The organism is Actinocrispum sp. NPDC049592 (assembly GCF_040675465.1).
Taxonomy (GTDB): domain Bacteria; phylum Actinomycetota; class Actinomycetes; order Mycobacteriales; family Pseudonocardiaceae; genus Kibdelosporangium.
Genome location: NZ_JBFAPA010000028.1, coordinates 115,214 through 141,951, shown reverse-complemented (window position 1 = coordinate 141,951; position 26,738 = coordinate 115,214). Strand labels below are relative to the sequence as shown.

At 68.3% G+C, this 26,738-nt stretch carries 17 protein-coding genes; 4 read left to right on the top strand and 13 right to left on the bottom strand.

The annotated features are described in order from the left end of the window. Positions 1 to 14 precede the first annotated feature (14 nt). The 8 genes from AB0J95_RS48230 to AB0J95_RS48195 form a co-directional block, all read right to left on the bottom strand. Positions 15 to 890, bottom strand: a complete 876-nt coding sequence (locus tag AB0J95_RS48230; protein WP_364773196.1) for a hypothetical protein — start codon at positions 888 to 890, stop codon at positions 15 to 17. Further along, positions 887 to 2,695 (bottom strand): class I SAM-dependent methyltransferase, encoded by a 1,809-nt coding sequence (locus tag AB0J95_RS48225; RefSeq protein WP_364773194.1) that lies wholly within the window; start codon positions 2,693 to 2,695, stop codon positions 887 to 889. The genes AB0J95_RS48230 and AB0J95_RS48225 overlap by 4 nt, the downstream gene beginning before the upstream one ends. Beyond that, the gene (locus AB0J95_RS48220) at positions 2,589 to 3,836 is read right to left on the bottom strand and encodes a nucleotide disphospho-sugar-binding domain-containing protein (RefSeq protein WP_364773193.1); all 1,248 of its coding nucleotides are present in this window, start codon (positions 3,834 to 3,836) and stop codon (positions 2,589 to 2,591) included. Before AB0J95_RS48220 ends, AB0J95_RS48225 begins: the two co-directional genes overlap by 107 nt. After that, complete coding sequence (locus AB0J95_RS48215) at positions 3,833 to 4,603, bottom strand: alpha/beta hydrolase (RefSeq protein ID WP_364773191.1); 771 nt, start codon at positions 4,601 to 4,603, stop codon at positions 3,833 to 3,835. The genes AB0J95_RS48220 and AB0J95_RS48215 overlap by 4 nt, the downstream gene beginning before the upstream one ends. 2 nt (positions 4,604 to 4,605) lie before the next feature. Further along, positions 4,606 to 4,893, bottom strand: a complete 288-nt coding sequence (locus tag AB0J95_RS48210; protein ID WP_364773190.1) for a phosphopantetheine-binding protein — start codon at positions 4,891 to 4,893, stop codon at positions 4,606 to 4,608. Then, entirely contained in the window at positions 4,886 to 8,755 is a 3,870-nt protein-coding gene (locus AB0J95_RS48205) for a beta-ketoacyl synthase N-terminal-like domain-containing protein (RefSeq protein ID WP_364773189.1), read from the bottom strand. Before AB0J95_RS48205 ends, AB0J95_RS48210 begins: the two co-directional genes overlap by 8 nt. Continuing rightward, complete coding sequence (locus tag AB0J95_RS48200) at positions 8,743 to 15,435, bottom strand: SDR family NAD(P)-dependent oxidoreductase (RefSeq protein ID WP_364773230.1); 6,693 nt, start codon at positions 15,433 to 15,435, stop codon at positions 8,743 to 8,745. Before AB0J95_RS48200 ends, AB0J95_RS48205 begins: the two co-directional genes overlap by 13 nt. Positions 15,436 to 15,868: 433 nt before the next feature. Further along, positions 15,869 to 16,642: a hypothetical protein gene (locus tag AB0J95_RS48195; RefSeq protein ID WP_364773188.1), complete on the bottom strand. Its 774-nt coding sequence runs from the start codon at positions 16,640 to 16,642 to the stop codon at positions 15,869 to 15,871. Positions 16,643 to 16,750: 108 nt separating this feature from the next. Between AB0J95_RS48195 and AB0J95_RS48190 the strand changes: the two genes are divergently transcribed. Continuing rightward, positions 16,751 to 18,226 carry a hypothetical protein gene (locus tag AB0J95_RS48190; protein WP_364773186.1) on the top strand — a complete coding sequence of 492 codons (1,476 nt, stop codon included), beginning with the start codon at positions 16,751 to 16,753 and terminating at the stop codon, positions 18,224 to 18,226. A 1-nt stretch (position 18,227) separates the two neighbouring features. Here the strand turns inward: AB0J95_RS48190 and AB0J95_RS48185 are convergent, their stop codons facing one another. After that, a complete protein-coding gene (locus AB0J95_RS48185) occupies positions 18,228 to 18,641 on the bottom strand; it encodes a MarR family transcriptional regulator (RefSeq protein ID WP_364773184.1) in 414 nt (137 codons plus the stop codon). A 385-nt stretch (positions 18,642 to 19,026) separates the two neighbouring features. Between AB0J95_RS48185 and AB0J95_RS48180 the strand changes: the two genes are divergently transcribed. Next, positions 19,027 to 20,559, top strand: a complete 1,533-nt coding sequence (locus AB0J95_RS48180; protein WP_364773182.1) for a M4 family metallopeptidase — start codon at positions 19,027 to 19,029, stop codon at positions 20,557 to 20,559. A 207-nt stretch (positions 20,560 to 20,766) separates the two neighbouring features. Here the strand turns inward: AB0J95_RS48180 and AB0J95_RS48175 are convergent, their stop codons facing one another. Next, a complete protein-coding gene (locus tag AB0J95_RS48175; RefSeq protein WP_364773229.1) occupies positions 20,767 to 21,600 on the bottom strand; it encodes an ACP S-malonyltransferase in 834 nt (277 codons plus the stop codon). A gap of 23 nt (positions 21,601 to 21,623) precedes the next feature. Beyond that, positions 21,624 to 23,018, bottom strand: a complete 1,395-nt coding sequence (locus AB0J95_RS48170) for an AMP-binding protein (RefSeq protein WP_364773180.1) — start codon at positions 23,016 to 23,018, stop codon at positions 21,624 to 21,626. 109 nt (positions 23,019 to 23,127) lie between these two features. Here AB0J95_RS48170 and AB0J95_RS48165 point away from each other — a divergent pair, with 109 nt between their 5' ends. Beyond that, complete coding sequence (locus AB0J95_RS48165; RefSeq protein ID WP_364773179.1) at positions 23,128 to 23,412, top strand: acyl carrier protein; 285 nt, start codon at positions 23,128 to 23,130, stop codon at positions 23,410 to 23,412. Between the two features lie 3 nt (positions 23,413 to 23,415). Here AB0J95_RS48165 and AB0J95_RS48160 read toward each other — a convergent pair whose 3' ends face one another. Both AB0J95_RS48160 and AB0J95_RS48155 read right to left on the bottom strand, forming a co-directional pair. After that, positions 23,416 to 24,693, bottom strand: a complete 1,278-nt coding sequence (locus AB0J95_RS48160; RefSeq protein ID WP_364773178.1) for a pyridoxal phosphate-dependent aminotransferase — start codon at positions 24,691 to 24,693, stop codon at positions 23,416 to 23,418. Then, entirely contained in the window at positions 24,690 to 25,991 is a 1,302-nt protein-coding gene (locus AB0J95_RS48155; protein ID WP_364773176.1) for a lysine 2,3-aminomutase, read from the bottom strand. The genes AB0J95_RS48160 and AB0J95_RS48155 overlap by 4 nt, the downstream gene beginning before the upstream one ends. Positions 25,992 to 26,149: 158 nt before the next feature. Between AB0J95_RS48155 and AB0J95_RS48150 the strand changes: the two genes are divergently transcribed. Further along, positions 26,150 to 26,737, top strand: coding sequence for a TetR/AcrR family transcriptional regulator (locus tag AB0J95_RS48150; protein ID WP_364773175.1), 588 nt, complete (start codon positions 26,150 to 26,152; stop codon positions 26,735 to 26,737). Position 26,738 lies beyond the last annotated feature (1 nt).

The following is a 26,738-nucleotide window of genomic DNA, read 5'->3' as shown; positions in this document are numbered from 1 at the left end:
GCGTTATACAAGGATTACGGCGTGATCCGCGTGGCTCCGGCGGCCGGTTTTATGGTCAGGTACCTGGGTGCGAGAGCGTTCCCGGAGCGGAACGCATCGGACACATAGGCCCGCACGGTACTTAGTCCGCCGGGTTCACAAAGTACGGAGACGGGCCGTCCCGGTTCGTCTACCAGCGACGACGCCCCGAACGCGCCCGCGGCCAGGGCAGCGTCCACGGCGAGGTCCTGCGCGGGTTCCCGCACACCGGAACGGTGGTGCGCGGTGAGGCTGCGCCCCAGCGCCGATACCGAAGTGCAACAAACCGGAGTGACCACACGGGGCGGCATGGGCACCTCGCGGCGGATCCGGGTGTCGATCACCAGCAGCGCCGCGCCGTCGAGGTCCAGACCAAGCCCGTACCCGGCGAACGCAGCAGTGCCCGTTGGGCCCAACAGCGCAATCAGGGACTCCAGCGCCATCTCCGGCCGCCACAGGTCGCGCAACGCAAGCGCGGCAGCACATGCGAGGGCCATCGGGGACGACAAACCGGACCCGGCGGGCAGGTCCACACTGCACATCAGCGTGGCGCCTGCGGGCTGTAGCAACGAAACCACCCGCGAGACCGGTTCCGCCCAGGCCGGCGGGTTCACGCTCGTGAACTCGGCGGCCGGCACCCGCCAGGGCTCGGCGGGTTTGTTGATCGACACGACCTCGAGCACGCCGTCGGTGCGCCGCTCCGCCGCCACGATCGCGCCCCAGCGGGCGCACACCGACACGCCGGGCATCAGCGTCACGATCCCCGGCGAGTACCAGACGCCGGTGGCCGGGCGCCCGAACGTCTCCCGGAACGCGTGCGGCACGAGCCGCAGTTCCGGGGAGACGTCCGGGCGGTCCGCCAGATCGGTCATTCGGCGGTCTCCTTACGGGCCAGGACCCGGTAGGCGTTGCCGAGGTCCTTGCGGCGCGCGATGGACTGGTTCAGCGTCTTGTCCAGCACCCCGGCCACGATCAGCCACGGGATGCCGACCGACCACACCGCGAGGCTGCGCAACGCCTTGAGCTTCGGCTTCGCGGGGCGCCACGGGGAAGGCGAGCGGGGCGCCAAAGTGGCCAGGAACAGGTAGCTGGACAGCACGAAGTCGTTGCACAGGTGGGCTTTGCCGCGCTCTTCGGCGACCGGCGTGAGACCGCGGTCGGCCAGCGCCTTCTTGAGGTTGCCGATCGGCATCATGTGCTGGTGCTGGGGCTGGAACCACGGCATCCAGTACTTGCCGAACAACCGCCCCAGCCGCCATTCCGGGTCGGGCAGCTCGATCAGCAGGTAGCCACCGCCGGGCAGGACCGAGGCCGCGATGTCCAGTTCGTCCCAAGGATCCCGGGTGTGTTCCAGGTAGTGGTGCATGCTGATCACGTCGTACTGGCCGCGCACCTTGTCGGCGAACTCCTTGAAGCCGCCCCGGTACGCTGTGGAGATCCAGCCGAGGGTCGCCGCGTCCTCGATCGACGCGCCCTGGTCCAGACCGTCGAAGGTGGTCTCCGGCAGGATCTCCTTGGCACCCCGGCAGAAGTGGGCGTGCCCGGAGCCGACGTCCAGCCACCGCACGGGTGTGGTGAATGGCTGAACCATCCGCGCGCGGTCGTAGTAGGGCTCCGGGCTGCCCGCGAACACGGCCTCGGCCGCGCCGGCGCCGTGGCCGTCGTAGAAGTCGCGGTAGTAGAAGTCCAGGCCGTCCGGGGAGACCCGCGGGTTCTGGAAGACGTGTCCACAAGAGACACACCGCTCCAGGGTGAACTCACCCGGCTTGAGCTGGACGAGGTCGCCGCTGGTGACCACGTGGTCCAGGTTGGTCGACACGCAGACCGGGCAGGTGTCGCGGCGCGGCTCGAAGAACCGGTCGGTGCCACGGGCGATCTCGTCCGCGTACGCGGGAATCAGCTCTGCCAGGGTGGCGTCCTGCTTGCGTTCCGCCGAGGAACGCCAGCGGCCGGTCATCGTCCGCACCCACAGGTACGGGGTGTAGACCACCCGGCCCAGCGAGGCCAGCGCCAAGTCCTTGGGCTTCAACGGGGTTCCGGCGAACGCCAGCACCGGCTGCAGGATGTACAGACCGGCCGCGATCAGCCCCCAGGGCCAGCTCCACAGCGTGGTCCCGAGCACGGCCAGGTAGGCGATGACGGAACCAGTCGTCCACAGGGCCGGGCGCTTGCCGAGCTGGCGCAACCGAGCGGCCCTTGTGGACAGATCGTACGGTTTGGCTTGCAAAGTCGCGGACACGGCGATGTCGACGCTCACGCCCTCGCGGTCCTTCACACGGCGGGCGAGCGTGACGTACTCGGTGGGGTCGTCGCCGGGTTCGACGACGTCGAGCTTGTCGATCGCCTTGCGGCTGCAGACGATCGCCTCGCCCGCGCTGACGCCGCGCACCCACCGGCCACCACGGTAGTCCTTCGGCTCGACTGTCCTCAGCAGATCGATCGCGGCCACTGTGGACAGATTCGCCGGTACGATGTCCACCAGGCCAAGGTCTTCGGCGCGCGCGAACTCGATGGCCGACTCTCTGACGCCGCCGGGCAGTGCCGCCGGATAGGACAGGTAGTCCTCGGAGTCACCCGACGCCGGCTGAAGCACCCGCAGCTGGCCGGCCCTGGCCCGCAGCTTCAAGGTGTCCAGCAGGACGAGGGCCACCACCAGTCCGAACAGGACCCACGACATGACACGCCACCGCCTCGAGATGGTCGGCCGCGGTGGCGGCGCCACCGGCGGCACGGAAGGACTCTTGCACCCGGCGTGCGCCAGCGGCGTACCCGGGGCCGTACAGCACGGAGTTCAGGGCCTCGCGGATCTCGCCGGCCCTGACCCGCTGGTACTTCAGCCGGATGCCCGCCCCGGCGTCGGCGACCTGCTGGGCGATGATCGGCTGGTCGTCCCGGATCGGGGTGACGACCAGCGGCAGCCCATGCGCGAGGGTCTCGCAGACGGTGTTGTGGCCGCCGTGCGAGATCACCGCGTCGAGGTGTTTCATCAGCGCCAGCTGGGGAACGCGTTCTGCCACAAGCACATGCGGCGGGACCGTGACGGCATCCGGCGGAGCCACCATGATCACCTGGACGTTCTGGAGGTCGGCGACAGCGGAGACGACCTCACCGAAGAACCTGTGCCCAGCAGCACCATTCAGCGTGCCCAACGAGACCAGGACGCGCTTGTGCCCGTCTTTCAACCACTCCCAGGGGAAGCCGGCTCGTTCCGTCCGGCCGAGCGCGGGTCCGGTGAACACGTAGTGCGGAGGGAATTCGTGCGCGCCCACGAGTTCCCTCGTCGTGAACGCCAGCACCAGGTGAGCCGAAAATCGTATGTCTGCATCGGACTCAGTCAGCTCCGCCAGCCGGCGCCGGATCCACTCCTCGACCTTCGGCATGGTCCGCAGTGGACGGACCAGCTCGGCCGACGTGCTGGCCGACGTCACCCACGGGATCCCCGTTCGCATCGCCACAACAGGGCCTGCCAGAGCCTGCTGATCGGCGATGAGCACATCGGGTTCGTACTCCTCGATCGCCGCCGTGACGCCCGGGATCATCGCGTGCGCCAGCGGGATGAGGAACTCCTCCCACAGGAACTTCAGCACCGCGATGCCTTTGAGCTCCAGCCACCGGCGCCGGGCCTCCTGGATGTCCTGTTCCAGGGAGTCGTCCAGGGCGGGAAAGATCCTGGCGTTGTCCGGGAGGAGCGGTCGCAGTGTGGCCGGGTGCCCGACCCACGCGACTTCGTGACCGCGCCGTTCCAGTTCGCCGCCCACCGCCACGGTGGGGTTGATGTGCCCGGTCAGCGGCGGGACGACGAACAGGAACCGGCTCATCGCAACCACGCCAGGATGGTGGCGAGCAACTCGTCGGTGGCCTCACGCAGAACTGTGTGTCCCAGCCCGGGTACCACGTGTGTCGTGCAGTCCGGCACATGCGCGGCCAGATGTGTGGCCGCGTCAATGAGTTCCGACTCCCCGCCGAACACGCCCAGCACCGGGCAGGCGATCTGCTTGAGGTCCGCTTCGGACAGCAGCGACCCGCCGACCAGGTCGTCGATCAGCGAGGTGCCGTTGAGCAACGCGTTGGCGTTCCCGGCGAGCTTGGCGACCTTGCGCTGTCCCAACGCCTTCAACTGGTCCTGGGTCCGGTCGAACTCCAGCCCGAGCGCGGCGACGCTGAGCGTGTTCACGATGTCCTCGACCCACAACTCACCCGGCGCGCCCGAGCACGCGGCCTCCACGACCACGACCCCGGCCACCCGGTGGGCAGCCTTCAACGCCGTGTGCATGGCCACGATCCCGCCGTAGCTGTTTCCCAGCACGTACACGGGTTGCTGGATGTCGAGCTCGTCCAAAATGGCCAGCAGGTCCAGCGCACTGTCCTGCGGCGAATACCCTGTCGGCGGCCGGGCGGACAACCCGTGCCCGCGCAGGTCGAAAAGGACAGTGCGCACACCCTGTTTCGCCAGCGGTGCGGCCAATGTGTAGTAGAAGCTCGACAGATTGTCCATCACCAGCCCATGCGCGAACACCAGCACAGGCCCGTCCTCGGGGCCGAGTTGCTGGACGTGGAACCGCAGTCCGCGGGCGTGGATGTCCATGGTCAGGAGCTCACGGCCGGCTGGTGCGACTCGATGTGGTCCACCAGCTGGCCGACGGTCATGGCCATGATCTCGTCGATGTCCATGTCGCCAAGGAAGGCCACCAGGTCGACCCGGTCGCCGTAGCGCTCGCGCAGCTTGTCGGCCAGCGCCACGAACTCGATGCTCTCCAGGCCGAGGTCGTCGCTGAACGTGGTGTCCGGGGTGACGGTCATGTCCAGCAGCACATCGGCGCCGACGACCTCCTCGATCATCCGAACGACCACATCCAGCACGTCTATGTCAGACACTCTGTCCTCCGAAATCGACTACATAGGACGTTCCCTGCTCGGTGCGCACGCCGGTGACGTTGATCGCGACTGTGTCCTCACCCGCGATCGCCACCGCACACCCGCCCGCCGAAGGCCTGGCCGGATCGACGCAGTGCGCGAGCGACACGGCCGGGGTCGCGAACGCGCCCCGCACCCGCACACCGTCCCGATCGTCCACAACGGTCAGTTCCGCCGGGAAGATCGGCCCGGCTCCCCGGCTCCACAACCAGCGCCGGACCGCGTCCTTGACCGCGACCCGGCCGACCAGCCACTGCCGCTGCGCCCGCAGGTCCAGCTTGCTGTAACTGTCGCGTTCGGACGCGGTGAGATACCGGCGCATCATCAGCTCACGCGTCGCGCTGTCCGCCCACTTCTCGGTCACCAGCACCCAGCCGTCCGGGTGCGGCTCGCCGAGCGTGTTGCGGTCCGGTCGCAGTTTCACCTGCCAGATCCGGTCATCCGTGGTGAACCGCCGGGTGGTCCAGCCCTCGATCCGGCACCAGACCCGGCCGTCCGCCGTCCGCAGCTCGGCGTCGGCCCGCATCTGCTCCGGCGTGACCTCGATGATCCATGCCGTGCAACGAACTTCCTCACCAACACCGGGAGTTGGCCCGTAGTAACGGATCGAGTCTATGCCGGTCGGCAGAACGGTCTGGTCCACGTCCTTGCTGACCTGCATCCAGTGCCCGATCACCTGACCCGCGTTGTCCAGCAACGCGCCCGAGGCGGGCAACACGGTCAGCGTGCCGATGATCCCGTTGTCCGCCAACGTCTCCAGCTCGGTGACACCGGCGAACCGAGGACCGTGGAACATCCAGCCGTCGCGGTACAACTGGTCTGCCCGGACCGGCGCGGGCCTCGTTCCCACCAGTGCCCGTTGCTGCCGTTCCTCCGGTCGCGGATACGAGTTCGCCAGGACGACAACGCCTTCCGCGTAGTCGCCGACCCGGACGCGGACCCGATCGCCTTCCCGTCGGACGGTGATCTTGGCGTGTACGGCCGGCTCGACGGAGAGCCACCGCATGGCCCGCACGGACTCGACAGCGGACACGATCGCCGTCGGCGCGACCGTGCGGGCGGCGTCGATGATCACTTCGACCAGGCCGGTGATCGGCACGGTCGGGAACCCGTCGGACAGCTCCAGCCAGCCCTCCGGCTGCGGGAAGATGGCGTGGTCGACCAGTTCGGGCATGGTCCGCAGGGAGAACTCGCGGGTGAACTCCTTGGTCCGCGGCACAACCGGCGCCGACAGCGCCTCGACGACCTGGCGCGCGGCGGAGTTCGCCTCGGCCAGGACCGCGTTCAAGGCCGCGCTCAACGGGGAGTCGGTCCGCACCGGCGCGGCCGCGATGGGCTCCAGCTTGATCTTCGGCAACCCCAGCGACAACCGCTTCCCAGCCGAGCCTCGGTTCATCCCGAACGCCCACAGCGCGGCCGCCACCCGGTCAGGCTCGCCGCTGACCGTCAGATGTGGACCGTCCAAAGTATCCTCGACGAACCCGGTCAGGCTGCCCGCACCGACCTGGACGAACGCCCGGATCCCGCTGTCGTACATGCGTTGGATCACCGGCCGGAACCGGACCGGCTCAACCAGGTGACGCAGAACAAGATCTCGGATCTCAGTCGCGTCACCAGGCATGGGCCGAAGCGAGGTCGCCGACCAGATCGGGAGCTTGGGCGCGTGCACCGGCAGGCTGTTGACCGTGTCCCGTGCCGCGTCGAGGAAGGGAGCGAGAGCGGGGGTGTGGAAGCCCGTCCGGAACGGCATGATCTGCGCGAGCACGCCCTGGGCTTTGAGCCGTTCCACCACGATCTGCAGCTTCTCCGCCGGACCACAGATCACGGACTGGTGCGGACAGTTGTCGTGGCTCACCACGACCCCGTCCACCAATGCCTCGGCAGCCGTGTCCGCGGAACACCCCAAGGCTGCGTAGACGACATCAGCGACGGCGACCATACCCGGCCGCAGGGAATCGACGAACGAGTCGATCGTGGGGTAGATCCCGGCGACGATCATCGCCGTCCACTCCCCCATGCTATGCCCGGCCAACGCGCTCGGCACGATCCCCGCCGCCCGGAGCCGTTGCGCCTGCTGACGTCCGGCCTGCAACAACCCGACCGCATGGTCCACAACGGACTCTTCGCCCGCGAGTTCGCCGGTGTCCCGCTGCTCGAAGCCGGGGAACAGGAACCCGATCTGGTCCGGCCGGGTCAGCAAGGGCTCCGGCGAGAACCAGATCCCGTGCCGTCCGGTCCACTTGCGACCACGCGCCACGATCTGCCGGGCCTGCCTGAGCCGCTTGGCGTTCGGCGCCCACACCGCCAGCCGGCACGGCCCGTCGCCCACCGGGGCTTTCCGGAAAGCCAGCGCCAGCAGCGAATCGTCGTCCATCGACAGCTCTTGGTCCAGCCATTCCGGCGAACTCGCGGCCACCATCAGCACCGGAGTCTCCGGCGCCGGGATGAAGGGAGTTCCCTCGCCGGCCGGTTCCAGGACGAGGTGAGCGTTGATGCCACCGAACCCGAAAGCGTTGACCACCGCCCGTTTCGGTGTGTCCCAGGGCCTCGCGGACAGCACCGGCTCGAACCTCGTGCCGGCGAGCGACGGGTGCGGTTCGGTGATGTGCAGGGTCGGCGGCAGCGTCGCGTGGTGGACCGCGAGGGCGGCCTTGATCAAGCCTGCCATCCCGGCCGCTGGCATGGCGTGACCGATCATCGACTTGACCGTGCCGATCCCCGCCGCCGGACCCGTCGCCCCGAAGGCGGCGATCATGGTCTGCAGTTCGGCGGCGTCACCGGCGGGTGTGGCCGTTCCGTGGGCCTCGATCAACCCCAGCTCGGCGCCGGTCTCCAGGCCCGCCTCCTGCCACGCCCGTTGCACGGCGAGCAGCTGGCCTTCGGGGTTGGGCGTCATCATGCTCGTCGCCCGGCCGTCGCTCGCGGTGCCGGCCCCGCGGATCACCGCGTACACCCGATCACCGCTGGTCAGGGCGTCCGCATAGCGCTTGAGAACGACCATCCCGACGCCCTCGGACAGCAGCGTGCCGTCGGCGGACCGGTCGAACGGCCGGATCTGCTCGCGCGGGGACAGCGCCTTGAGCTGCGTGAACACGCTCCACAGCGTCGGGTGGTGGGTGACGTGCACGGCCCCGGCGATCATCGCGTCGCATCGGCCCGCGGCCAGTTCCCGCACCGCGTGTTCCACCGCGACGAGGCCGGACGCGCAGGCCGCGTCCACTGTGTACGCGGGTCCGCGCAGGTCGAACCGGTTGGCGATGCGGGAGGCGGCCAGGTTCGGCACCAGCCCGATCGACGCCTCCGGCTGCTCGGGCCCCAGCCGGTCCCGCAACGCGGCCCGCAGTTCGGCCTCGTTCAACCCGGGCATGAGGTCCCGCACGACCGACACCAGGGTGTCGACCTGGACCCGCTGGTCCAGCCGCGCGCAGCCCGGGGTGAGATACCCGCCGCGGCCGACGACGATCCCGACCTTGGCCCGGTCCGGCAACGCCTGCTCGCCACCGGCGTCGGCGACCGCCTCGGCGGCCACGCTCAACGCCAGCAACTGGTCCGGCTCGGCGACGTCCACCGTGGACGGCATGATGCCGAACCGGGTCGGGTCGAACGTGGCCAGGTCGTCGAGGAACCCGCCGCGCCGGCAGTAGAACCGGTCGCTGGCCGGGGCCGCGTCCGGATGGTAGTAGACCTCGGGATCCCAGCGGGCGGCCGGGATCGTGCCGATCGCGTCCACCCCGCCGACGATGTTGCGCCAGAAGGAAGGCACGTCGGCGGCCCCGGGGAACAATGCGCCCAAGCCGACGATCGCGATGTCTACGCCTCGCACTGGTAGACCACCTGGACATCGTCGTGGCCACCACGGGTCAGCTCGGCCAGCAGGCAGTCCACGCCCTCGGCCGGGTCGATCAGCCTGATCCCTCGCCGCTCGTACTCCTTGGCCAGGTCAACGGCCATGCCGCTGCCCGCCCACGGCCCCCAGTCCACGCTCACGACGCGCGTCCCGGTTTGGCTTGCCCAGAATCTGGCCAGCCGGTCCAAGGTGTCGTTGGCAGCTGAGTAGTCCGCCTGGCCACGGTTGCCGAACACCCCGCTGATGCTGCCGAACAGCACCACGAACTTCGGGTCGTGCCGGAACGCGGCCTCCAGCGCGAGCGCCCCGTTGACCTTGGTGTCGTACACCCGGGCGAACGACTCGGCCGTCTTGTCGGCGATCAGTTTGTCGTCCAGAACGCCAGCGCCGTGGACGATCCCGTCGATGCGGCCGAAGCGTGCGGTGACGTCGGCGATCACGGCCTGCACCGCTTCCACGTCCTGGACGTCGCAGACGTGGTAGCGCACCGAACCGGCGTGCCGGCGCAGTTTGTCCATTGTGGTCCGGAGTTCGCGTTCGGCGAGGACCGTCCGGGCCTTGCGCGCGATCTCATCCCGGTCCCGCAGGCCTTGTGCGATCAACGCACGACGGAGCGCCGGTTCGTCCTGGGCACCGATCGTCGCCGGGTCTTCCGGTCCACGCGGCAACGGCGTGCGGCCGATCAGCTCGATCCGGCAACCGGTCCGCTGGGCCAGTTCGATCGCGGCCAGCGCGGTGATCCCCCGGGCGCCACCGGTCAGCAGGACCACGCTCTCATCGGTCAGTTCCAGCACCGGTTCGGACGGCAGCTCGACGGTGCTCAGCTCGATCGCGTACCGCTTACCGGACGAATGCCCGACCACGGCCGGCCCGTCCACAGTGGTCAACTCGCCGAACAGGGCCGTCGCTATACTGCGGTGGCTGTCCTTCGGGTTGACGTCGACAGCGCGGATGTGGATGCCGGGATACTCCTTCGCCGCCGTCCGGATCAGGCCATGCAGCCCCAGACAGGCCGGAGCACGGTCGCCCAGCGGCTCGCCGAACCCGAACATCCCGCCGCCCGCGGTGGCCACGACCAACCCACGCGCCCCGAGGTAACCCTTGATCTCCTCGAACGCCGACGGCAGCAGCGGCTCGACATCGGACCGCAACGCGCCCAGGTGGATCACATAGTCGGCTGCGGCGGCCTCCTCGACGATCTGGGCGCCATACCCGGACAGCAGATCCGAGAGTTCCAGGCCGATCCCGCCACCATCGTCCACAATGAACACGGTTCGGTCGTTGAGAACATCGTTTCGCCGTACCGGGCACGGCTCCAGCGTCACGAGCTGTGGCACCTGCCGGCTCGGGCGCGCACCGGTCGCAGGCGGCTCGGCCTTCGGTTCCACAGCGATGGTCACCGGTTGCAGACCGGCGAACCAGCCGACGATCCCCTCGATGGTCTTGATCTTCGACAGCGACTCGACGACCGAGCTGTCGCCCTGCACCCCCAAGGTGCCGGCCAGCTCACCGATGATCTCCGTGCGCTTGATCGAGTCGATCGACAGATCCGCTTCCAGATCCAGCTTCGCGTCGAGCATCTCCGGCGGATACCCGGTCCGCGCACTGATGGTTTCCAGAACCACGCTGCCAACGTCCACTGTGACCGGTCGGCGTGGGCTCGGCACGACCGGTTCCCGCTGGCCGAACCAGCTCACGATGCCCTCGATCGTCTTGATCCGGGCCAGTTCCTCGACCATCGCACTGTCCCCGGTGGTCCCGAACGCGGTGGCCAGCTCGCCGATGATCTCCGTGCGCTTGATCGAGTCGATCGACAGATCCGCTTCCAGATCCAGCTTCGGGTCCAGCATCTCCGGCGGATACCCGGTCCGCGCACTGATGGTTTCCAGAACCACGCTGCCGACATCGGTGGAGCGCTGCGTGGGGAGGGGTTCGGGCTCGATCACGACCGGCGGCGGTGCCTGTTCGACAACAACAGGTGCCGCAGGCGTCGCGCCGAGGTAGCCGAGGAGGACATCGCGTTGGGCGGCAACGGCTTCGCGCATGCCGTCGAGGAACTCCTTCACCACGGCGTCTCGCGACAGTCCGGTGGGCACGGCCAGGCGTGGCGTTTCGGTGGCCGGGCGCAGGCCGCCGTTGAGGGCCTTGCCGTGAGCGTCACGCACGAGTCCTCCATCCACGAACCACTGGGGGCGTTTGGGAATGTCGGCGAGCCGGACCGGAGCCGCCCGGCCGGTGAACAACGCCGTGGTGTCCACATCGACCCCGGCGACGGCCAGCTCGGCCACAGCACGAAGGAACCCCGTCAGGTCCCCATCACCCGGCGAGACCACAGTGCACGGCCGGTCGTCAAGAATCTTGCGCACCAGGGAAGTCAGCACACCACCAGGACCGGCTTCCACGAACACCCGGGCGCCGGCCGCGTACATGCCCTCGATCTGCTCGACGAACCGGACGCCGTGCGCGACCTGCGCGGCCATCGTCGCCCGGATGTCCTCACCGTAGGGCGCAGCGTCCTTGTTGGACCAGACCGGGAACGTCAGCGGCTGAACCCAGTGGGATTCCAGCGCTTCGGCGAACGTCTCGGCCGCCGAGGCCACGACCGGGCTGTGGAACGCGGCCGCGACCGGGATCGGCCGCACCGACAACCCCGCCTCGGACAGAGCCGCCATCGCGGCCGTGACCGCCTGGGTGGCGCCGGAGATCACGACTTGCTGGGGCGAGTTGTGGTTGGCCACAACGACATCCGGCGGCAGCAAGTCCTGAACCTGTTCGCGGGACGCCGACACCGCGGCCATCGTGCCAGGATCATCACCGGCCGCGGCAACGATCGACGCCGCCCGAGCCTCACTCACCGCGATGAGCTGCTGCGGATCAAAAGCACCCGACGCAGCCAAAGCGACCAACTCACCGTAGCTGTGGCCACCCGCCAGGTCCGGCCGGATGCCAAGGGATGCCAGCAAAGACGTCATCGCCAAACCAGCGATCCCGAGCGTCGGCTGGGCCACGGTGGTGTCGGTGATCGCCGCCTTCTGCCGCGCGGCCTCCTCCGGTGTGAGCGCCGCGGGCGGGAACATCACGTCCTCGTACCGCCCACCGGAGAGCCGCAGAAACTCCTGCAGCCGGGGGAAAGCCGTGAACAGGTCGAGCATCATGCCGGGTCGTTGGCTGCCCTGACCGGGGTACAGGAATGCGACCTTCGAAGGGTCCGAAGAGCGGAACCCGGCTTGCCCGTTCTCAACAGCGGCCAGCACGCCAGGCAGTTCGTCCAAGCTGGACACAACTACCGCGGCCTGGATCGGCTGCGTTCCCGCTGCCGAGGTGGCAGCCAGTGAACGAAGTGTCCATGGCCGTCCGGCGTCCTCGTTGGCCTGCACCAGACGAGCGAGCTGACGGGCCGCCTGCTGAGCCGCAGCCTGGTCCGCACCGCGGAACACGAACAGCTCAGCAGGCCACTCGCGCAGACCGTGACGAGGCTCGTCGACGCCGTCATATCCGGTGATGACCGTGTGGAAGTTCGTGCCGCCAAAGCCGAACGCGCTGATCCCGGCCGTCCGTTCGCCCGCGGGCGCGGACCAGGTCCGGCGGCCGAACCCGAACGGGCTCGTCTCCCGGTCCCAGTAGGCGTTGGGGTCCTTGACGTGCAGCGTGCCCGGGCGAATTCCAGTGTGGACAGCCGTGGCCGCCTTGATCAACCCGGCCAGCCCGGCGGTGCACTTGGTGTGCCCGATCTGCGACTTGACCGACCCGATCGTGCAGCTGCCAGGGGAAACCTCCGAGAACATCTCGGTCAACGCGGCCAGCTCGGTCCGGTCGCCCACAACGGTCCCGGTTCCATGCGCCTCAACGAGACCAACCGACTCCACCGACACGCCGGCCGCGCTGTAAGCCCGTTGCAGGGCACGGCGTTGACCGTCGGCGCGAGGAGCGGTGAGCCCGAGCGAACGCCCGTCGCTGGACGCGCCGATGCCCTTGATCACCGCGTAGATCCGGTCGCCGTCCCGTTCGGCGTCGGCCAGCCGTTTGAGCACAACGCAGGCGACGCCTTCGCCCAGCGCGATCCCGTCCGCCGCGGAGTCGAAGGTCGCGCACCGGCCGCTGGGCGACAACGCCTTGACCGAGGCGAACATCATGAAGTCGTGTGCGCTGTTGTGCAGGTCGACCGCCCCGCACAACACCATGTCGCTCGACCCGGTGCGCAGTTCCTTGCAGGCCACGTCCAGCGCGGCGAGGCTGGACGCGCAGGCCGCGTCCACCGTGTAGTTCGCGCCGCCGAGGTCGAGGCGGTTGGCGATCCGGCCGGCGATCACGTTGCCCAGCACGCCCGGGAACGAGTCCTCGGTCAGCCGGGGCAGGAAGTCGTCCAGACCATCCGGCGTCGTGCCGTACAACGCCGGCAGCGCCGACCGGACGGTGTACGCGTTGGCCAGGTCCGCGCCCGCCTCGGCGCCGAAGATCACCGACGTCCGGTCGCGGTCGAACCGCCGGGTCCGGTACCCGGCGTCGTCGATCGCCCGGGCCGCGGCCTCCAGAGCCAGCAGCTGGGCGGGTTCGATCGAGGTCAGCGAGGCGGGCGGGATGCCGTAGGCCAGCGGGTCGAACGCGACCGGCGAGAGGAACCCACCCCACCGCGACGGGCTTTGCGGGTACACCGCCGGATCCCAGCGCTCGGCCGGGACCTCGGTCACCGAGTCGACGCCCGCCACGATGTTCGCCCAGAATCCGGCGACATCGCTCGCACCCGGCAGCATCGCGGCCATCCCGACGATCGCGACGTCCAGCGGCGCCGCCTCGGCCGGGGTCTCCTGCTCGACCAGCTCCTCGTAGCGGGCCCGCAGCAGCGAGCCGTCGCAGACCTCGGCGTGCAGGCTCGCGATGTCGGTCAGCTCGCGGCGCAGCGTCGCGACCTGGCCGATCATGAACATCCCGGCCTCGCGCTGTTCCCGCTCGCCGACCTCGACCAGCTCGGTCCCCGACCGGCGCAGGCCGCGGCTGGCGATCCGCAGGCGCCCCAGGTTGAGGTGTTCCAGCTGTTCCCAGGCCTCCTGGCGGGTGACACCGTCCTCGGACAGCCGGGTGCGGGCCGCCTCGAACGTGTCCACATAGGACGTCCGGGCGCACCGGACGCTGTGCCCGGGGGACGTCTCCAGCAGGGTCGTTTCCTCGCACTCGACCGCGACCTGCTGAAACACCGGCAGGATCGCGCCGTGCTCGACCGCCTCGCGGGTGAACAGGTACGCCGTTCCCATCAGCGCCCCGATCGCCGCGCCCCGCTCGGCCAGCGGCGCGCTCACCGCCTCGATCATGGCCGCGGACCGCGAGTCGTGGATGCCACCCGCGAAGAACACGCTGACCTCGCTGAGGTCGGCGCGTTCCAGCAGGACCCCGATCTGCTGCTCCCACAAGGTGAAGCTGGATCGCGGGCCGGTGTGCCCGCCGCACTCCCAGCCCTCGAAGACGAACTTGCGCGCACCCTCGGCCAGGAACTGCCGCAGCAGCGCGGGCGAGGGCACGTGCAGGAACGCGGTGATCCCCCGCTCCTCCAACGCCTTGGCCTGAGCCGGGTTCCCACCTGCGACGATGGCGTAGCGGGGCTTGACCGCGTGCACCGCTTCCAGTTGAGCGGCACGCAGGTCCGGGTCGGCGAACCCGAGGATGCCCACGCCCCACAGCCGGTCGCCGAGCCTGCGGGCCGTCGTCTCCAGCAGCGTGCGGGTCTGCTCGCCGTCCATCAGCGCCAGGGCGAGGAACGGCAGGCCACCGGCTTCGGCCACCGCATCGGCGAACGCGGGCTGGTCGCTGACCCGGGTCATCGGCCCCTGCGCCAGCGGATACCGCACTCCCGGATTTCGCCGGGTCAAGGCGCCGTTCGGCCGCAGCGAGGGATTGCCGGCGGCACCCGCGAGATTACGCCGAACGGCTTGACGAATTATTTGCACAACGCCGCCCGCGGTGCCGCCCGATTGGCTCAGCGCCTTCGCGAGGGCGCCGTCCTGGCCGACTGGCAGCGCTTTCTCAAGACCCGGCCGGATCACCATCCTTCGGCCCTTGACAATGCTCGTGTCGGCCCCGTCCAGCGCCTCAATTGCGCTCGTGACCTCCGGGGAAATGCAATCGCGGACCTCACGCACAAGCGCCAGCTGGCTGTCGAGAACCACCCCGGTTGCACCGCCCGCGACCGCGGCCGCGGCGGTATTCGGGCCAATGCCGCCTGCCGCCCAGATGGGCACGTCGACTTCGGCGGCCAGGCGCTGCACCAGCACGAAAGTGGTCAGCTCGCCGACCCGCCCGCCGGACTCGCTGCCGCGCGCGATCAGGCCGTCGGCGCCGTCGGCCACCGCGGCCCGCGCCTCGGCGACCGAGGTGACCTCGACCAGCACCCGCCGTCCGGGTGCGGGAAGCCATTGCGGCGTAAGGATTGTGTCAACGAGCTCGGGCAGTTCGCCAGGGGTGATGGGACAGTCGTGACCGATGCGCACGCCAAAGGCCCGGCCCAGCAGGCGTTCCGCCCGCCGCAACTCGGCCAGCGCGTGCTCGCGCCCGGCGCCAAGGTCGAGCACGCCAAGGCCACCGGCGCGCTCGACCGCCACGGCCAGCGCGGCACTCGGCCGGCCCAGCGGACTGACGCCGATGACCAGGTCACGACAGGAAAGCACGCTCAAGTCGATTCCTCCTCCACACCGGCAGGGAATGGGATGTGAAAGGAAACCAGTGGTGAACAACCGGGAAGCGTCACCCCGGCGGGACGTTTCCGGACCGTTGACAACCGTTTCGCAGGCTTAACCTCTACGCAACGAGAAAATGCGTCTTTCTGCAGGTATCCAGCTGTTCACGGTTCCGTGACAATGGGTTCCTACTGCCCGGTACCGTGACACAGCGATCACCGTACAAACAAAAACCGCGAACGTCCACACCCCGGTGAAGATTTCTCACGTCTGACGACATCGTTGTGTCCGGCCCACACCCCCGCAACGCCGAATCGCTCACCCACGTGAGTCCCCCGCCTCGGTGATTGGTTCCTCGGATGACTCAAGTCACGCCGTTATGAACAAGCGGGGTAACCCGGCCGGGCGACGATCACCGCCGCGGTCAGAACTCGCAGAACGCGGCGGTGGCGTCGTCGTGGACCTTGCCCCGGCGCCAGCGCACCCGGTCGGGGTCACCGCGCTCGCACCGGCGGACCTCGTCTATCAGGCCGCACGGGCCGAGGTCCAGCAGTTGCTCCCAGGTCGCCTGGCCGTAGTCGTCCACCAGACAGGACGCACCATCGGTGAGCACGGCCGCGCGCCGGATCTTGTCACGAGCGAAGGAACCGGTCACCGCGTGCGCGGCGATCTCCGGGTCCGCCATGGCAACCCAGTACCCGTCGGGCCGGTTTCGCAGGCGCTGCAGGCCATCGCGGAGGTGGCTGCGCTCCTGCGCGGAGGCGTCCGGGCGCCGCAGCCGGTCCAGCAGCCGGGCAAGCCTGAGGTCCGTCAACGCGGTCACGCTCTCATCGGTCTGGACCACGATCACGCAGTCGGCGACGATCAGGTAGTCCACCTCGTCGGCGCGCTCGCGCAGCACGGCCACCGTCGCGGCCGGACCGAACGGATGCGTGAGGTCGCAGGTGTCCCGGTGCAGACCGGCCACATCCCCGATGGCGCGACCAACTGCTTCGGTGAGCGGGACCGGGTCGGCGGCGCGGTCGAGGATCCGGCCGGCGAGCCGCTCGACATACCAGACGGTCCCGTGCCGGCAGCCGGATTCCTTGGTGTACCACTGACTCACGCCGTCCAGGACCACGGTGACGTCGTCCGCCGCCAGCACGATGTCCTCATTGGACTCTCCCGAACCCCGCGCACTGGCGTGCCTGACCCGCACAGCCCGAGTCTGTCAGCGGTCCGACCTGGTGACAAGTCCAGGTGGGAAGGTGTTTAATGCCACCAAGTCGCGTACTGGGAGGTTGCGGGTGACGGACCCAGACCGCGGATGACCCGGGTCACCGGCGTCGTCCTCGCCAGTCCCGGCCACCCCGGCCGGGCGCGAGCGCTCGCCGGCGGTCTGCTCGAGGTGAGCGCGGCGGCCGTCCCCACCGCCTGGTCGTCCATTCCGGACGGATCGACTCACCACTTTCTGTTACAGGACAGTATGGTTCTGTCATCGGCGTTCTTCTCCCGGGTCAACGCGGCGGCCAAGACCATGCCCGACGCCGCGCTGCTGCTCACCGCCTCCGCGACCTCGCGCAACGGCGGCGCGGTGCGGCAGGGCGCCATCGCCGGGGCCCGCTGGGTGCCGGCCGCGCGCGAGCACGTCCCGCCGACGGGAATAGTCCTGCCGGTCGAGGTGGCGGACGAGTTCGCCCGCTTTGCCGCCGCACAGGCCGGAAACTGGCCAGAACCCGCCCTGATGAGCCGTTTCCTGCGACAGAACGGCATTCCTACGTTCGTGTCGGTTCCGAACCTGATCGACGTCCCGGCCGCGCCCTCGGCGTGCTTCTTCACCGACGACCCCGAGGAGGGCGACGAGCCGGGCCTGCCCGAGCTGTCGGTGATCCCGTTCTACCGGGACGAGCTCGCCCAGTGCGCGATCCGGATGGACGACGGCTGGCGGACCATCCCCAGCGTGGAGTACTTGCGGCGGTTCGACATCCGGTCCGGCGACCTGCGGATCCACTCGGACTTCGACACCGAACGGCACTGGAACGCCTGGCTGACCGGGTTCGCGATGGGCGTGGTGAACCGGTTCGAGGGCCATGGTGTGCACAGGTCCGGTCTTGTCCTGGACCGCGCGCTCGCCACCATCGGCGGGCCGGGAATGCACGCGTGGGTGTGGGACGGGTTGCGGTCGGGCATGACGACGGTCTCGCACACCACCGACCGGTCGTCACCGAGCGTGCGAGTCGCCTGCGGGGACAGCTTCCTGGGCGATCACCTGCTGTTCCTGTTGGCGGGCCGGGGTTATCACGTGACGACCGCCGGACCTGCGGATATCGTGGTCTATCTGGACGGCGCACCCGTGTCGGTCGACGGCGCACGGCTCGCGATCTGCCTGACTTCCTTTGCGGGCCCACGGTCGCCGTTACCCAGTGTTCGGACGTGTGTGCTGCGCCTTGGGGTTCCGTACGGGCCGGGCATGCCCGCGGACTCGCCGCTGGCCCGGTTCGTCTGGGCGGCGATGTTCGGCCAGGTCACGGATTTCGGTTCCGCGCAACAACTTGTGCACGTGCACGACATCGTCGACGCGGTCGAGGCGGTGATGCTGACCGGCACGCCGGACGACGGCTACACCATCGCGAACCTCGAGACCACCGATACCGCGCGGCTCAGCCGGGTTCTGGGTCTGCCGCCAGGACAACCGGAGGACATCCCCGCTGTCCCGGTGGACCAGACCTTGGGCTGGGGGCCGTACGTCGGTGTGGAACGGGGCATCCGGGACTACGCGGAATGGCTTGCCTACGAGCGTTGAGCTACTTCTCCAGCGCCGCAAGGATCTTGCTCAGCGCGGTGGCCAGGTTGCGGCGTTCTTCGGCGGTCAGGGTCGCGGTCGCGCGTTCGGCCAGGTCATGGACTTCGCGTTCGATGTCGTGGCGCACCGCCCGGGACTGGTCGGTCAGGTACAACCGGACCAGCCTGCCGTCCTTCGGGTCGCGTTGCCTGGTGAGCAGACCGGCCGCTTCCATCCGGCTCGCCGACTTGACCACGGTCGGGGTCGCGACGCCCAGGCGTTCGGCCAGCTCGCCGGGGGTGCGGCCGTCGTTCTCCCAAAGCGCTTCGAGCATCAGGTTCTGCCCGGCGCGTACGCCGTACCGGCTCATCGCCTGGTCCGTCCGGGCGCGCAGCACCTTGTGCGTTCGGGTGAACAGCCTCAGCAGGTCGGTCACCGCATGAGGGTAGCCTGCCCTGACACCATGAGCCGGCTAACGGTGTCACTGCCCGGCTAGTGAGTCGGGAGTGGACCTATCGTCCGACCTCGGCTCGAATCCCATGTGTACTACGGCCTTCCTGCCAGGACACGTTCCGGTCGCCGGGAACAGCTGGCAGGCAAGGCATCACCCGGGGGTTGTGCGTAAAACAGTTATCCCCCTAAGCCGAATGACGGGTTGACGGCCGCCCGGCCCGCCACTTGACTCAAATATGCGCCTATGCGCACAACCTGCTGTATGTCCGCTTAGGCGCGTCCCTGTCCCTGCACTACACGGCCGCGGCATGACGGTGATGTCCCCTGCTCGCCCTGCGCACCGGCATGCCGCCGGAAGGAACCCATTGATGAACCGCAAGCGAGGGATCCTGGCCGCCACGGCCAGTGTCACCTTGGCGCTGGCCGCACTGGCGCAACCCGCCCAGTCGCTGCCCGCACCCGAGATGCTCGCCGCTCAGGCCGCCGACAGCGCGGCGGCGGCAGGCACGCTGCTGGCCAAGGGGCCGGACGAGGCGTTCCAGCGGACCAGCTTCACCGCCGGTGGCGCCGGCCTGTTCTACTCCGCCTACCAGCGGACCTACCGTGGCCTGGAAGTGATCGGCGGCGACGCCGTGGTCGTCACCGACGGCCAGGGCCGCCTGCACGACAGCACCACCGCCAAGACCACCACCATCTCGGTGGACACCCACGCGACGCTGTCCGCGGCCGCCGCGAGCACCATCGCCCGCACGGAACTGTCCGTTGTGGAGCGTGCGGCCCAGCCCCGGCTGGTCGTGTTCGCCGCCGAACAGCCCACCCTCGCCTACGAGGTGTCGTTGAGCGGCGTGAACCTCCAGAACGGCCCCAGTGTGCTGCGGGTGTTCGTGGACGCCAGGTCCGGCACCATCCTGGACAAGTGGGACGAGGTCCGCGAGGGCACCGGCAACAGCTTCTACGTGGGCAACCCCGTCACCATCAGCACTCAGCACAGCGGCAGCACCTTCTCCACCATCGACCCCACCCGCAGCGGCGTGCGCTGTGCCCGGTCGAGCAACAACCAGGTGTTCACCGGCCCCGATGACAACTGGGGCAACGGCTCGGGCACCGACCTCGAGACCGGCTGCGTCGACGCCCTGTTCGCGGTCCAGAAGGAATGGGACATGCTGCGCGCCTGGCTGGGCCGCAACGGCATCAACGGCACCGGCGGCGGGTTCCCCGCACTGGTCGGCCTGAACCAGGTGAACGCGTTCTGGAACGGCAGCACCGCCTCCTTCGGCCACTCCCAGGACAACCAGCGCCAGGCCACGTCCATGGACGTCGTCGGGCACGAGTTCGGCCACGGCATCTTCCAGTTCACCCCCGGTGGTTCCGGTGGCAGCAACGAGAAGGGCGGCCTGAACGAGTCCACCGGTGACATCTTCGGCGCGCTGACGGAAGCCTTCGCCAACAACGCCAAGGACCGCCCCGACTACCAGGTCGGCGAGGGCGTCAACCTGGTCGGCAACGGCCCGATCCGCTTCATGTACAACCCCTCGCTGCGCAGCCACCCCAACTGCTTCAGCGCATCGATCCCCAACACCGAGGTCCACGCGGCAGCGGGCGTCCAGAACCACTGGTTCTACCTCCTCGCCGAGGGCAGCAACCCCGGCGGCGGCAAACCAGCCAGCCCCACCTGCAACAACAGCACGGTGACCGGCGTCGGCATCCAGAAGGCGGGCCAGATCTTCTACAACGGCCTCCTGCGCAAGACCACCACCTGGACCCACGGCCGCGCCCGCATCGCGACCCTCCAGGCAGCCAAGGCCCTGTTCCCCGGCAGCTGCACCGAGTTCAACACCACCAAGGCCGCCTGGAACGCGGTGAGCGTCCCAGCCCAATCCGGCGAACCCACCTGCCCCTAACCCACACCCTGACCACCTAACCAAATGAAGGTGGGGCCGGCGCCCAAAGACACCGGCCCCACCTTCGCCATACGCTGGAAACCCTGACGCGAAGCCAAGCCATCCCCGCGCACCAGCCATCACCCGCCACAAGCGCATACGTGGCCTTCGTGCCCTGAACCCCCTCTGGGTGGCGCTGCCGCGCGGCGAGCGCTCTTCAGGCGCCCCCTAGACCAGGGAAGTCACTTCGAAGGCCCCGGTGGTACACCGGACCCTCCCGAACAACGCATCCACCCCAGCGACCCGCAGAGAAGAAACCCCCAACCCACCAAGAGAAGCAACAACAGCAGGCCACCGAACAGCCCGAACAAACCCATCAAGAAGCATCCCCCGAACCCCCTCCCCCGACCGAACCAACCCCCCATCCGCATCAGAAACCAAGGGCACCAGCGGATCCCCCCACCCCACCCGAGAAAGGACGCAATCGTCCACAAGAGACCGCAACTCCCCCAACACACTGGCATGCATCCCAGGCCTCATCACGTAAAGACAAAGCCCCCCGACCGAAGCAACCCGCCGAGCCAACCACTCAACCCACGCCGACTCGACAGAGACCATGAAGAAGTCAGAGTCGACCTCACAAGAAACCTCCCACCACCCGCCCATCTCAGCAAGCACCCCAGCCAACGCCCCCCAAGAAGACCGCACAAACGAAACCGTCACCAGCTCCGAGTGCGCCGACTCAAAGTACTCCCCCACAACAGAAGCCAGCGAAGCAGTAACCCACACGGTGTCCGCAAAACTCAAAGCCCCAGAGAACCCGGCCGCAGCCCGCCCCCCAAAACTGGGCCCCACAACGTAGTCACAAGACACAGACCCAGCCACAGCCAAACAGTGCACCACAAAGAGAACCTGAGCATCAGCACTGTACTCGCCCGAAGCCTCCAGATAAGAGTCCACGACAGACCACCCCAACACCTCAGAAGCCTCAGCCGCACACCGCCGCCCCACCGGATCCGAGACCAGGAACTTCACCACCGAACCAGGCAACACCGGAGGCATAGCCGGAAACAACAGAGCCGAACTCACGACACAACCTCCCGAGCCCGAGCGGCAAGCACCAACCGATCAACCTTCCGATTGGCGTTCACCGGAAGCGAAGTAACATGCCGGAAGTACCGCGGAATCATGTACCCCGGCAACACTCCACCCAGCTCCCGCCGCAACACCAGCGGCGAAACAGCCTCTCCCGTATAGAAAGCGACCAGCGCCGTACTACTCCCAAGAGGCGCCCCCACAGTAGCCGCCGAGTCAACCCCAGAAACCCCGCGAAGAGCGTGATCAACCTCGGCAAGCTCAACTCGGTACCCACCAACCTGAACCTGCCCATCCAACCGTCCCAAGTAGAGCAGCCCCTCAGCAGAAGAAACCACCCGATCCCCAGTCCGATACCACCCATCACGAAAGACCCCGTCATCAGCATCAACATACCCAGGAGAAACCTGCGGCCCAGAGATCCACAACTCCCCACCCACAATCCGCTCCGCAAGCCCAGGATGTAACCGTCCCAAAGGGACAATCCCGTTGATCCCACCCGATGCAGCCGACCAAGTATGCCGATGGGTAGTGATAGTCGCCTCCGTCGGCCCATACACGTTCACCACAGCCGACTCAGGAGCAGCAGCCTGCCACGAAGCAGCGTCCTCATGAGTAAGCCCCTCACCCCCAAAGAAGGACCACCGCAATCCACGAAGAGACCCAGGCCCCAACCGCCCGGTCCGACGCACCAGAGAGATCACACTGGGAGCCGAGAACCACACCGAGACCCCATGCGCCCCAACAAACCCAGGCAGATCCCGATAGGCCACGGCAGGCACGGACACAAGGCAAGCCCCAGCCCCCCATGCACACCAGAGGTCCGAAACAGCGGAGTCCCAGTTCAACCCGGCCGCCTGCGAGAACACGTCCGCGCAGGAGAACCCATACCAAGAGTCCGTCAGAGAGAAGTAGTGCGCCAGGTTCCCATACGAAAGCCGAACCCCCTTCGGCCGCCCAGTGGACCCGGAGGTGAACAGGATATAGGCGATGTCGGACGATCCCACCTCACAGGGAGCAACCGGAGCCGAAGGCGACACCACCGGCAATCCAAGATCCAACTGAGCCCCAGCGGCATCCACGATCACGCCCGCGACCCCTGCCGAGGCAAGCATCTGACGGGTTCGGCCGACAGGATGGTCAGCAAGCAACGGAACCACGGGCACCCCGGCGTAAACACCAGCCAGCACGCCCACATAGCCGAGCACACTGCGCCCGCAGACGACCCCGATTGGACGCCGTCCAACCGTGCGCAGCACACCCCCGGCCCAGCGCATTGCCAGCGAATGCAGTTCCTGATAGGTCAGCACTTCCGAGCCCACCACCAGCGCGGGCCGGGACGCGGCCTGGGAAAGGCCGCGGAGGAAACGGTGTGCGAGATGCATTTCCGGTGACTCCAGCCGGGGCCGCGATGAACCCCTAAAGAATGCCGCGGCCCGGAGATACTCATGGATGTCGTTGACGCACCCGTCATGCCGGAGTCATGATTTTCTCATGCCCAGTTGCATGAGTTTCGCCTCGGCCGACAAGGTGCGCGACACGACCTGGGATGGTGGGTTCGAGCAGATCCTGCGCCGGTACCTCCCGTTTCTCCCGTCCGATCAGGCGCTGACCAGTCAGTCCGGCCTGCGCGACCTCGGTCTAGATTCCTTCGGCACCGTGGAACTGCTCGCGGACCTGGAATCGGCCTACCGCGTGCGGTTCCGCGACGAGGCGCTCAGCCTGGCCACCTTCGCCACCCCCGGCGTGCTGTGGACGACGCTGTCCGCGCTGCTGTGACTCTCACGCGCAGAGTTTGGTGAACGCCTCCTCCAGGCGGGTCAGCACATCGCTGATGTGCGGCACCCGCAACGGATCCGACGCCTCCAGGGCCGCGAGTTGTTGCACGGGAGTCGATCCGTAGAGCATGCTCGTGGCCGCCTTGAACCGCAGCGCCCCGAAGTCGTCCCCCAGCAGATGCCCAGCCAGCACCACGATCCCGTGCTCGTCGGCCAGATACCGTTGCAGTGACTCGGAGTCCGTCACCCCGAGCAACGCCAGCCGCGAACGCACCGGCCCGAAGTCCGGGTACACATAGAACCCACCGGCCGGCGGCCGGCACGACGCCCCCGCGCCCACCAGGATCTGGTGCACGGCCCGAGCGACCGTCCCGTGCAACTGGGCCGCCTGCTCCACGTAGGCACGGATCTCCGGCGGCTCAGCGAAAGCGTACGAGGCGACCTCCTGCATCGGACCGGCCACAGTGGACCAGACCTCGGACGCGAACGACACAACGCCGTCACGGATCCGCTCGCCCCAAGGCCCGGCGGGGAACCGCGCCGCCCCGATCCGCCAGCCCCCTAAGGCAAGACTCTTCGACAACCCCGTCGTCACAACGGTTCGCGGCCCCGCGAACTCCGCCGGGCTCACCACGGACACCGAAGGATCGTGCACCAGGTCCCGGTAGATCTCGTCGGAGATGATGAGCAGGTCCTCCTGCTCGGCGATCGTGCAGATCTCCCGCACCAGTTTGGCCGGAGCCAACGTCCCGGTCGGGTTGTCGGGCAACGTAACGATCACGATCCGCGGGTCCCGCCCCAACGCCCGCGCGGCAAGGATCGTCTCCCGCAACGCGACCGGGTCCGGCACGCCACCGGCGGCCGCGGTGATCGGCACGTGGAACGCCTTCTTCCCGGCCAGTTCCGCTTGTGGCGCATAGGTGTTCCACGCCGGCTTGGGCAGCAGCACATCCCCGGGCACCACCAGGTTCAGCGCCATCAGCAAAGGCTTGCTGCCCGGACCGATCACGACCTGTGACGCGTCCGTCGGCAGCCGTCGGCGCGTGAAGTACCCGGCGACCGCCTCCCGGACCGCCTGCGCACCCGCCACCGGCCCGTACGAGTTGCGGCCCGCCCCCGCGACCAAGCGTTCCACCAGGGGCGGGAACGCGGGCAGCCGCGCCTCCCCGAACCCCAGGTGCACAATGGACTCCCCGGTGGCCTGGCGCGCCTCGACCTGTTGGTTGAGGGCCAGGTTGGGTGAGACCCTCCAGCCGGCCATGTCCTTGTCCGCCTCCTTCACGCCCCTGTCCCCTCAGCTATGTCAGCCGGTGTGGCCGAGTCCATGTGCAACTCGTCCAACCAGCTAGCGGTGGTGCTGTACCGCGCCCGGAACGGACGTCCGACCAGGCCGGGGTCGCGCGCCTGCAGCATCCGCAACTGGAAGAACCGGCCCTCCGGCGTCTCGGTGACCCCGTCCACGACGACTTTTCCCGCCGTCACGGACATCACCGGACCGCGTACCGTCCGTGCCAGCCCCGGCAGGGTCCGGTACGCCGCCTGGAAGATCTCCGCCGCGCGGGCCAGCGGAACCTTGAAATAGTTGTGCGGACCGGTATCCCGTTCGACGAACATGTAGTAAGGCACCGCACCGGCACGCAGCTCGCGCCGCCACAGCTCCGCCCAAGTGCGGGCGTCGTCGTTGACATGAGCCACAATCGGTGCCTGGCAGTAGACAACCGCCCCGGTGTCCCGAATCCTGACCAGCGCCCGCAGAGCCGCAGAAGTGGTCAACTCACGTGGATGCGCGAAGTGCACCATCACGGCCAGCGTCCGCCCCGAGGCCACGACCTGCTCGAACAACCGCAGCAACGCATCGGCGTCGGCGTCCGAAGTGAACCGGTACGGCCAGTACGCGGGCGCCCGCGTGCCGATCCTGATGGTGGCCACCGAGTCCACCGCGAGCAGCGGCTCAAGGTGTTCGGCCAGGCGGGAAGCGGACATCACCAGCGGGTCGCCGCCGGTCATCAGCACGTCGCTGACCTCGGGATGCCGGTGCAGGTAGGCGACCAGCCGGCCGGGGTCCGGCGCGGCGAACCGCGGCGCGGAATCGCCGACGAACTGGGCCCACCGGAAACAATAAGTGCAGTACGAGTGACAGGTCTGGCCCTGCCCGGGAAAGTACAACACCGTCTCGGCATACTTGTGCTGAATCCCGGGCAACGAGGCACCGTCCACAATGGGCACATTCAGCCACTGGCCGGACGGGTGCGGATTCAGCGTCGCCCGGATTCGCCGGACCTCGTCCCGCAGCGCTCCCGGGGACTCCAGTGACGCCAGCCGGAGTTCGTCCGCCAGCGGGAGCATTCCGCGTTGCGGGAAGGTGAGCTGGAAAAGCGGGTCGCCCGGCACGTCCGCCCAGTCGACCAGCTCGTTCAGCACATAATCGTTCACCCGGAATGGCAGCACATGGGACAGGGCGCGAATTGTGGAAACCATCGTCGCGGACAGGCCGAACCGCCGCCCGATGGCCTCGATATGACGAGGTCCGTATGCGCGGAAACGTGCGGTATCGGCGGCCGTTGCGGCCAACGCGGTCATATCCCCATGGTAATCAGCGAAGCCGCCTGCCAACCCGCGCGAGGAAATGTCATGGTAGCGTCACGCCACTGGGCACAATTTCTCACGACCTCGTCGTGAACGAACCGGACAGTGGCGCGTACCATGCGAAGAACGTCTGTTTACGGATGGGACAGCTGATGGGACACCGGGAACAGCTCCTCGAGGGCGCCAAGCGCTGCCTGCTCGAGAAGGGGTTCGCGCGCACGACCGCCCGCGACATCGTGGCGGCGTCCAACACCAACCTCGGCTCGATCGGCTACCACTTCGGCACCAAGGACGCGCTGATGAACGCCGCCCTCGTGCAGGCGACCGAGGAGTGGGGCAACGAGCTGGGCCAGGCGCTGGCGGCGAACGTCAACCCGGACGACACCCCGCTGGAGCGGTTCGAGTCGGTGTGGACCCGGGTCATCGGCATGTTCGAGGAGCACCGCCAGCTGTGGGTGGCGCAGTTCGAGATCTTCAGCCATCTGCAGCACTCCCCCGAGATGCGCCCGTACTTCTCCGCCGCCCAGGAGACCGCGCGCCGCGGCCTGGCGACCCTGTTGCAGCTGCTCGACCCCGCCTCCGACGAGCACTCCATCCGTTCGGTGGGCTCGTTCGCGCTGGCCATGCTCACCGGCGTGATCGCGCAGTGGCTGGTGGACCCGGACAAAGCACCCAACGGCAAGGACCTCGCCGACGCGATCCGCGCGGTGGCGGGAATCGACGCGACGCTGTCGAAATGAG

Excerpts from the sequence above, each read along its gene's own strand:
- AB0J95_RS48230 (WP_364773196.1), bottom strand. The coding sequence starts at position 890 with ATGACCGATCTGGCGGACCGCCCGGACGTCTCCCCGGAACTGCGGCTC.
- AB0J95_RS48225 (WP_364773194.1), bottom strand. The coding sequence starts at position 2,695 with ATGTCGTGGGTCCTGTTCGGACTGGTGGTGGCCCTCGTCCTGCTGGAC.
- AB0J95_RS48220 (WP_364773193.1), bottom strand. The coding sequence starts at position 3,836 with ATGAGCCGGTTCCTGTTCGTCGTCCCGCCGCTGACCGGGCACATCAAC.
- AB0J95_RS48215 (WP_364773191.1), bottom strand. The coding sequence starts at position 4,603 with ATGGACATCCACGCCCGCGGACTGCGGTTCCACGTCCAGCAACTCGGC.
- AB0J95_RS48190 (WP_364773186.1), top strand. The coding sequence starts at position 16,751 with ATGACCCGGGTCACCGGCGTCGTCCTCGCCAGTCCCGGCCACCCCGGC.
- AB0J95_RS48180 (WP_364773182.1), top strand. The coding sequence starts at position 19,027 with ATGAACCGCAAGCGAGGGATCCTGGCCGCCACGGCCAGTGTCACCTTG.
- AB0J95_RS48175 (WP_364773229.1), bottom strand. The coding sequence starts at position 21,600 with ATGCCTCCGGTGTTGCCTGGTTCGGTGGTGAAGTTCCTGGTCTCGGAT.
- AB0J95_RS48170 (WP_364773180.1), bottom strand. The coding sequence starts at position 23,018 with ATGCATCTCGCACACCGTTTCCTCCGCGGCCTTTCCCAGGCCGCGTCC.
- AB0J95_RS48165 (WP_364773179.1), top strand. The coding sequence starts at position 23,128 with ATGCCCAGTTGCATGAGTTTCGCCTCGGCCGACAAGGTGCGCGACACG.
- AB0J95_RS48155 (WP_364773176.1), bottom strand. The coding sequence starts at position 25,991 with ATGACCGCGTTGGCCGCAACGGCCGCCGATACCGCACGTTTCCGCGCA.
- AB0J95_RS48150 (WP_364773175.1), top strand. The coding sequence starts at position 26,150 with ATGGGACACCGGGAACAGCTCCTCGAGGGCGCCAAGCGCTGCCTGCTC.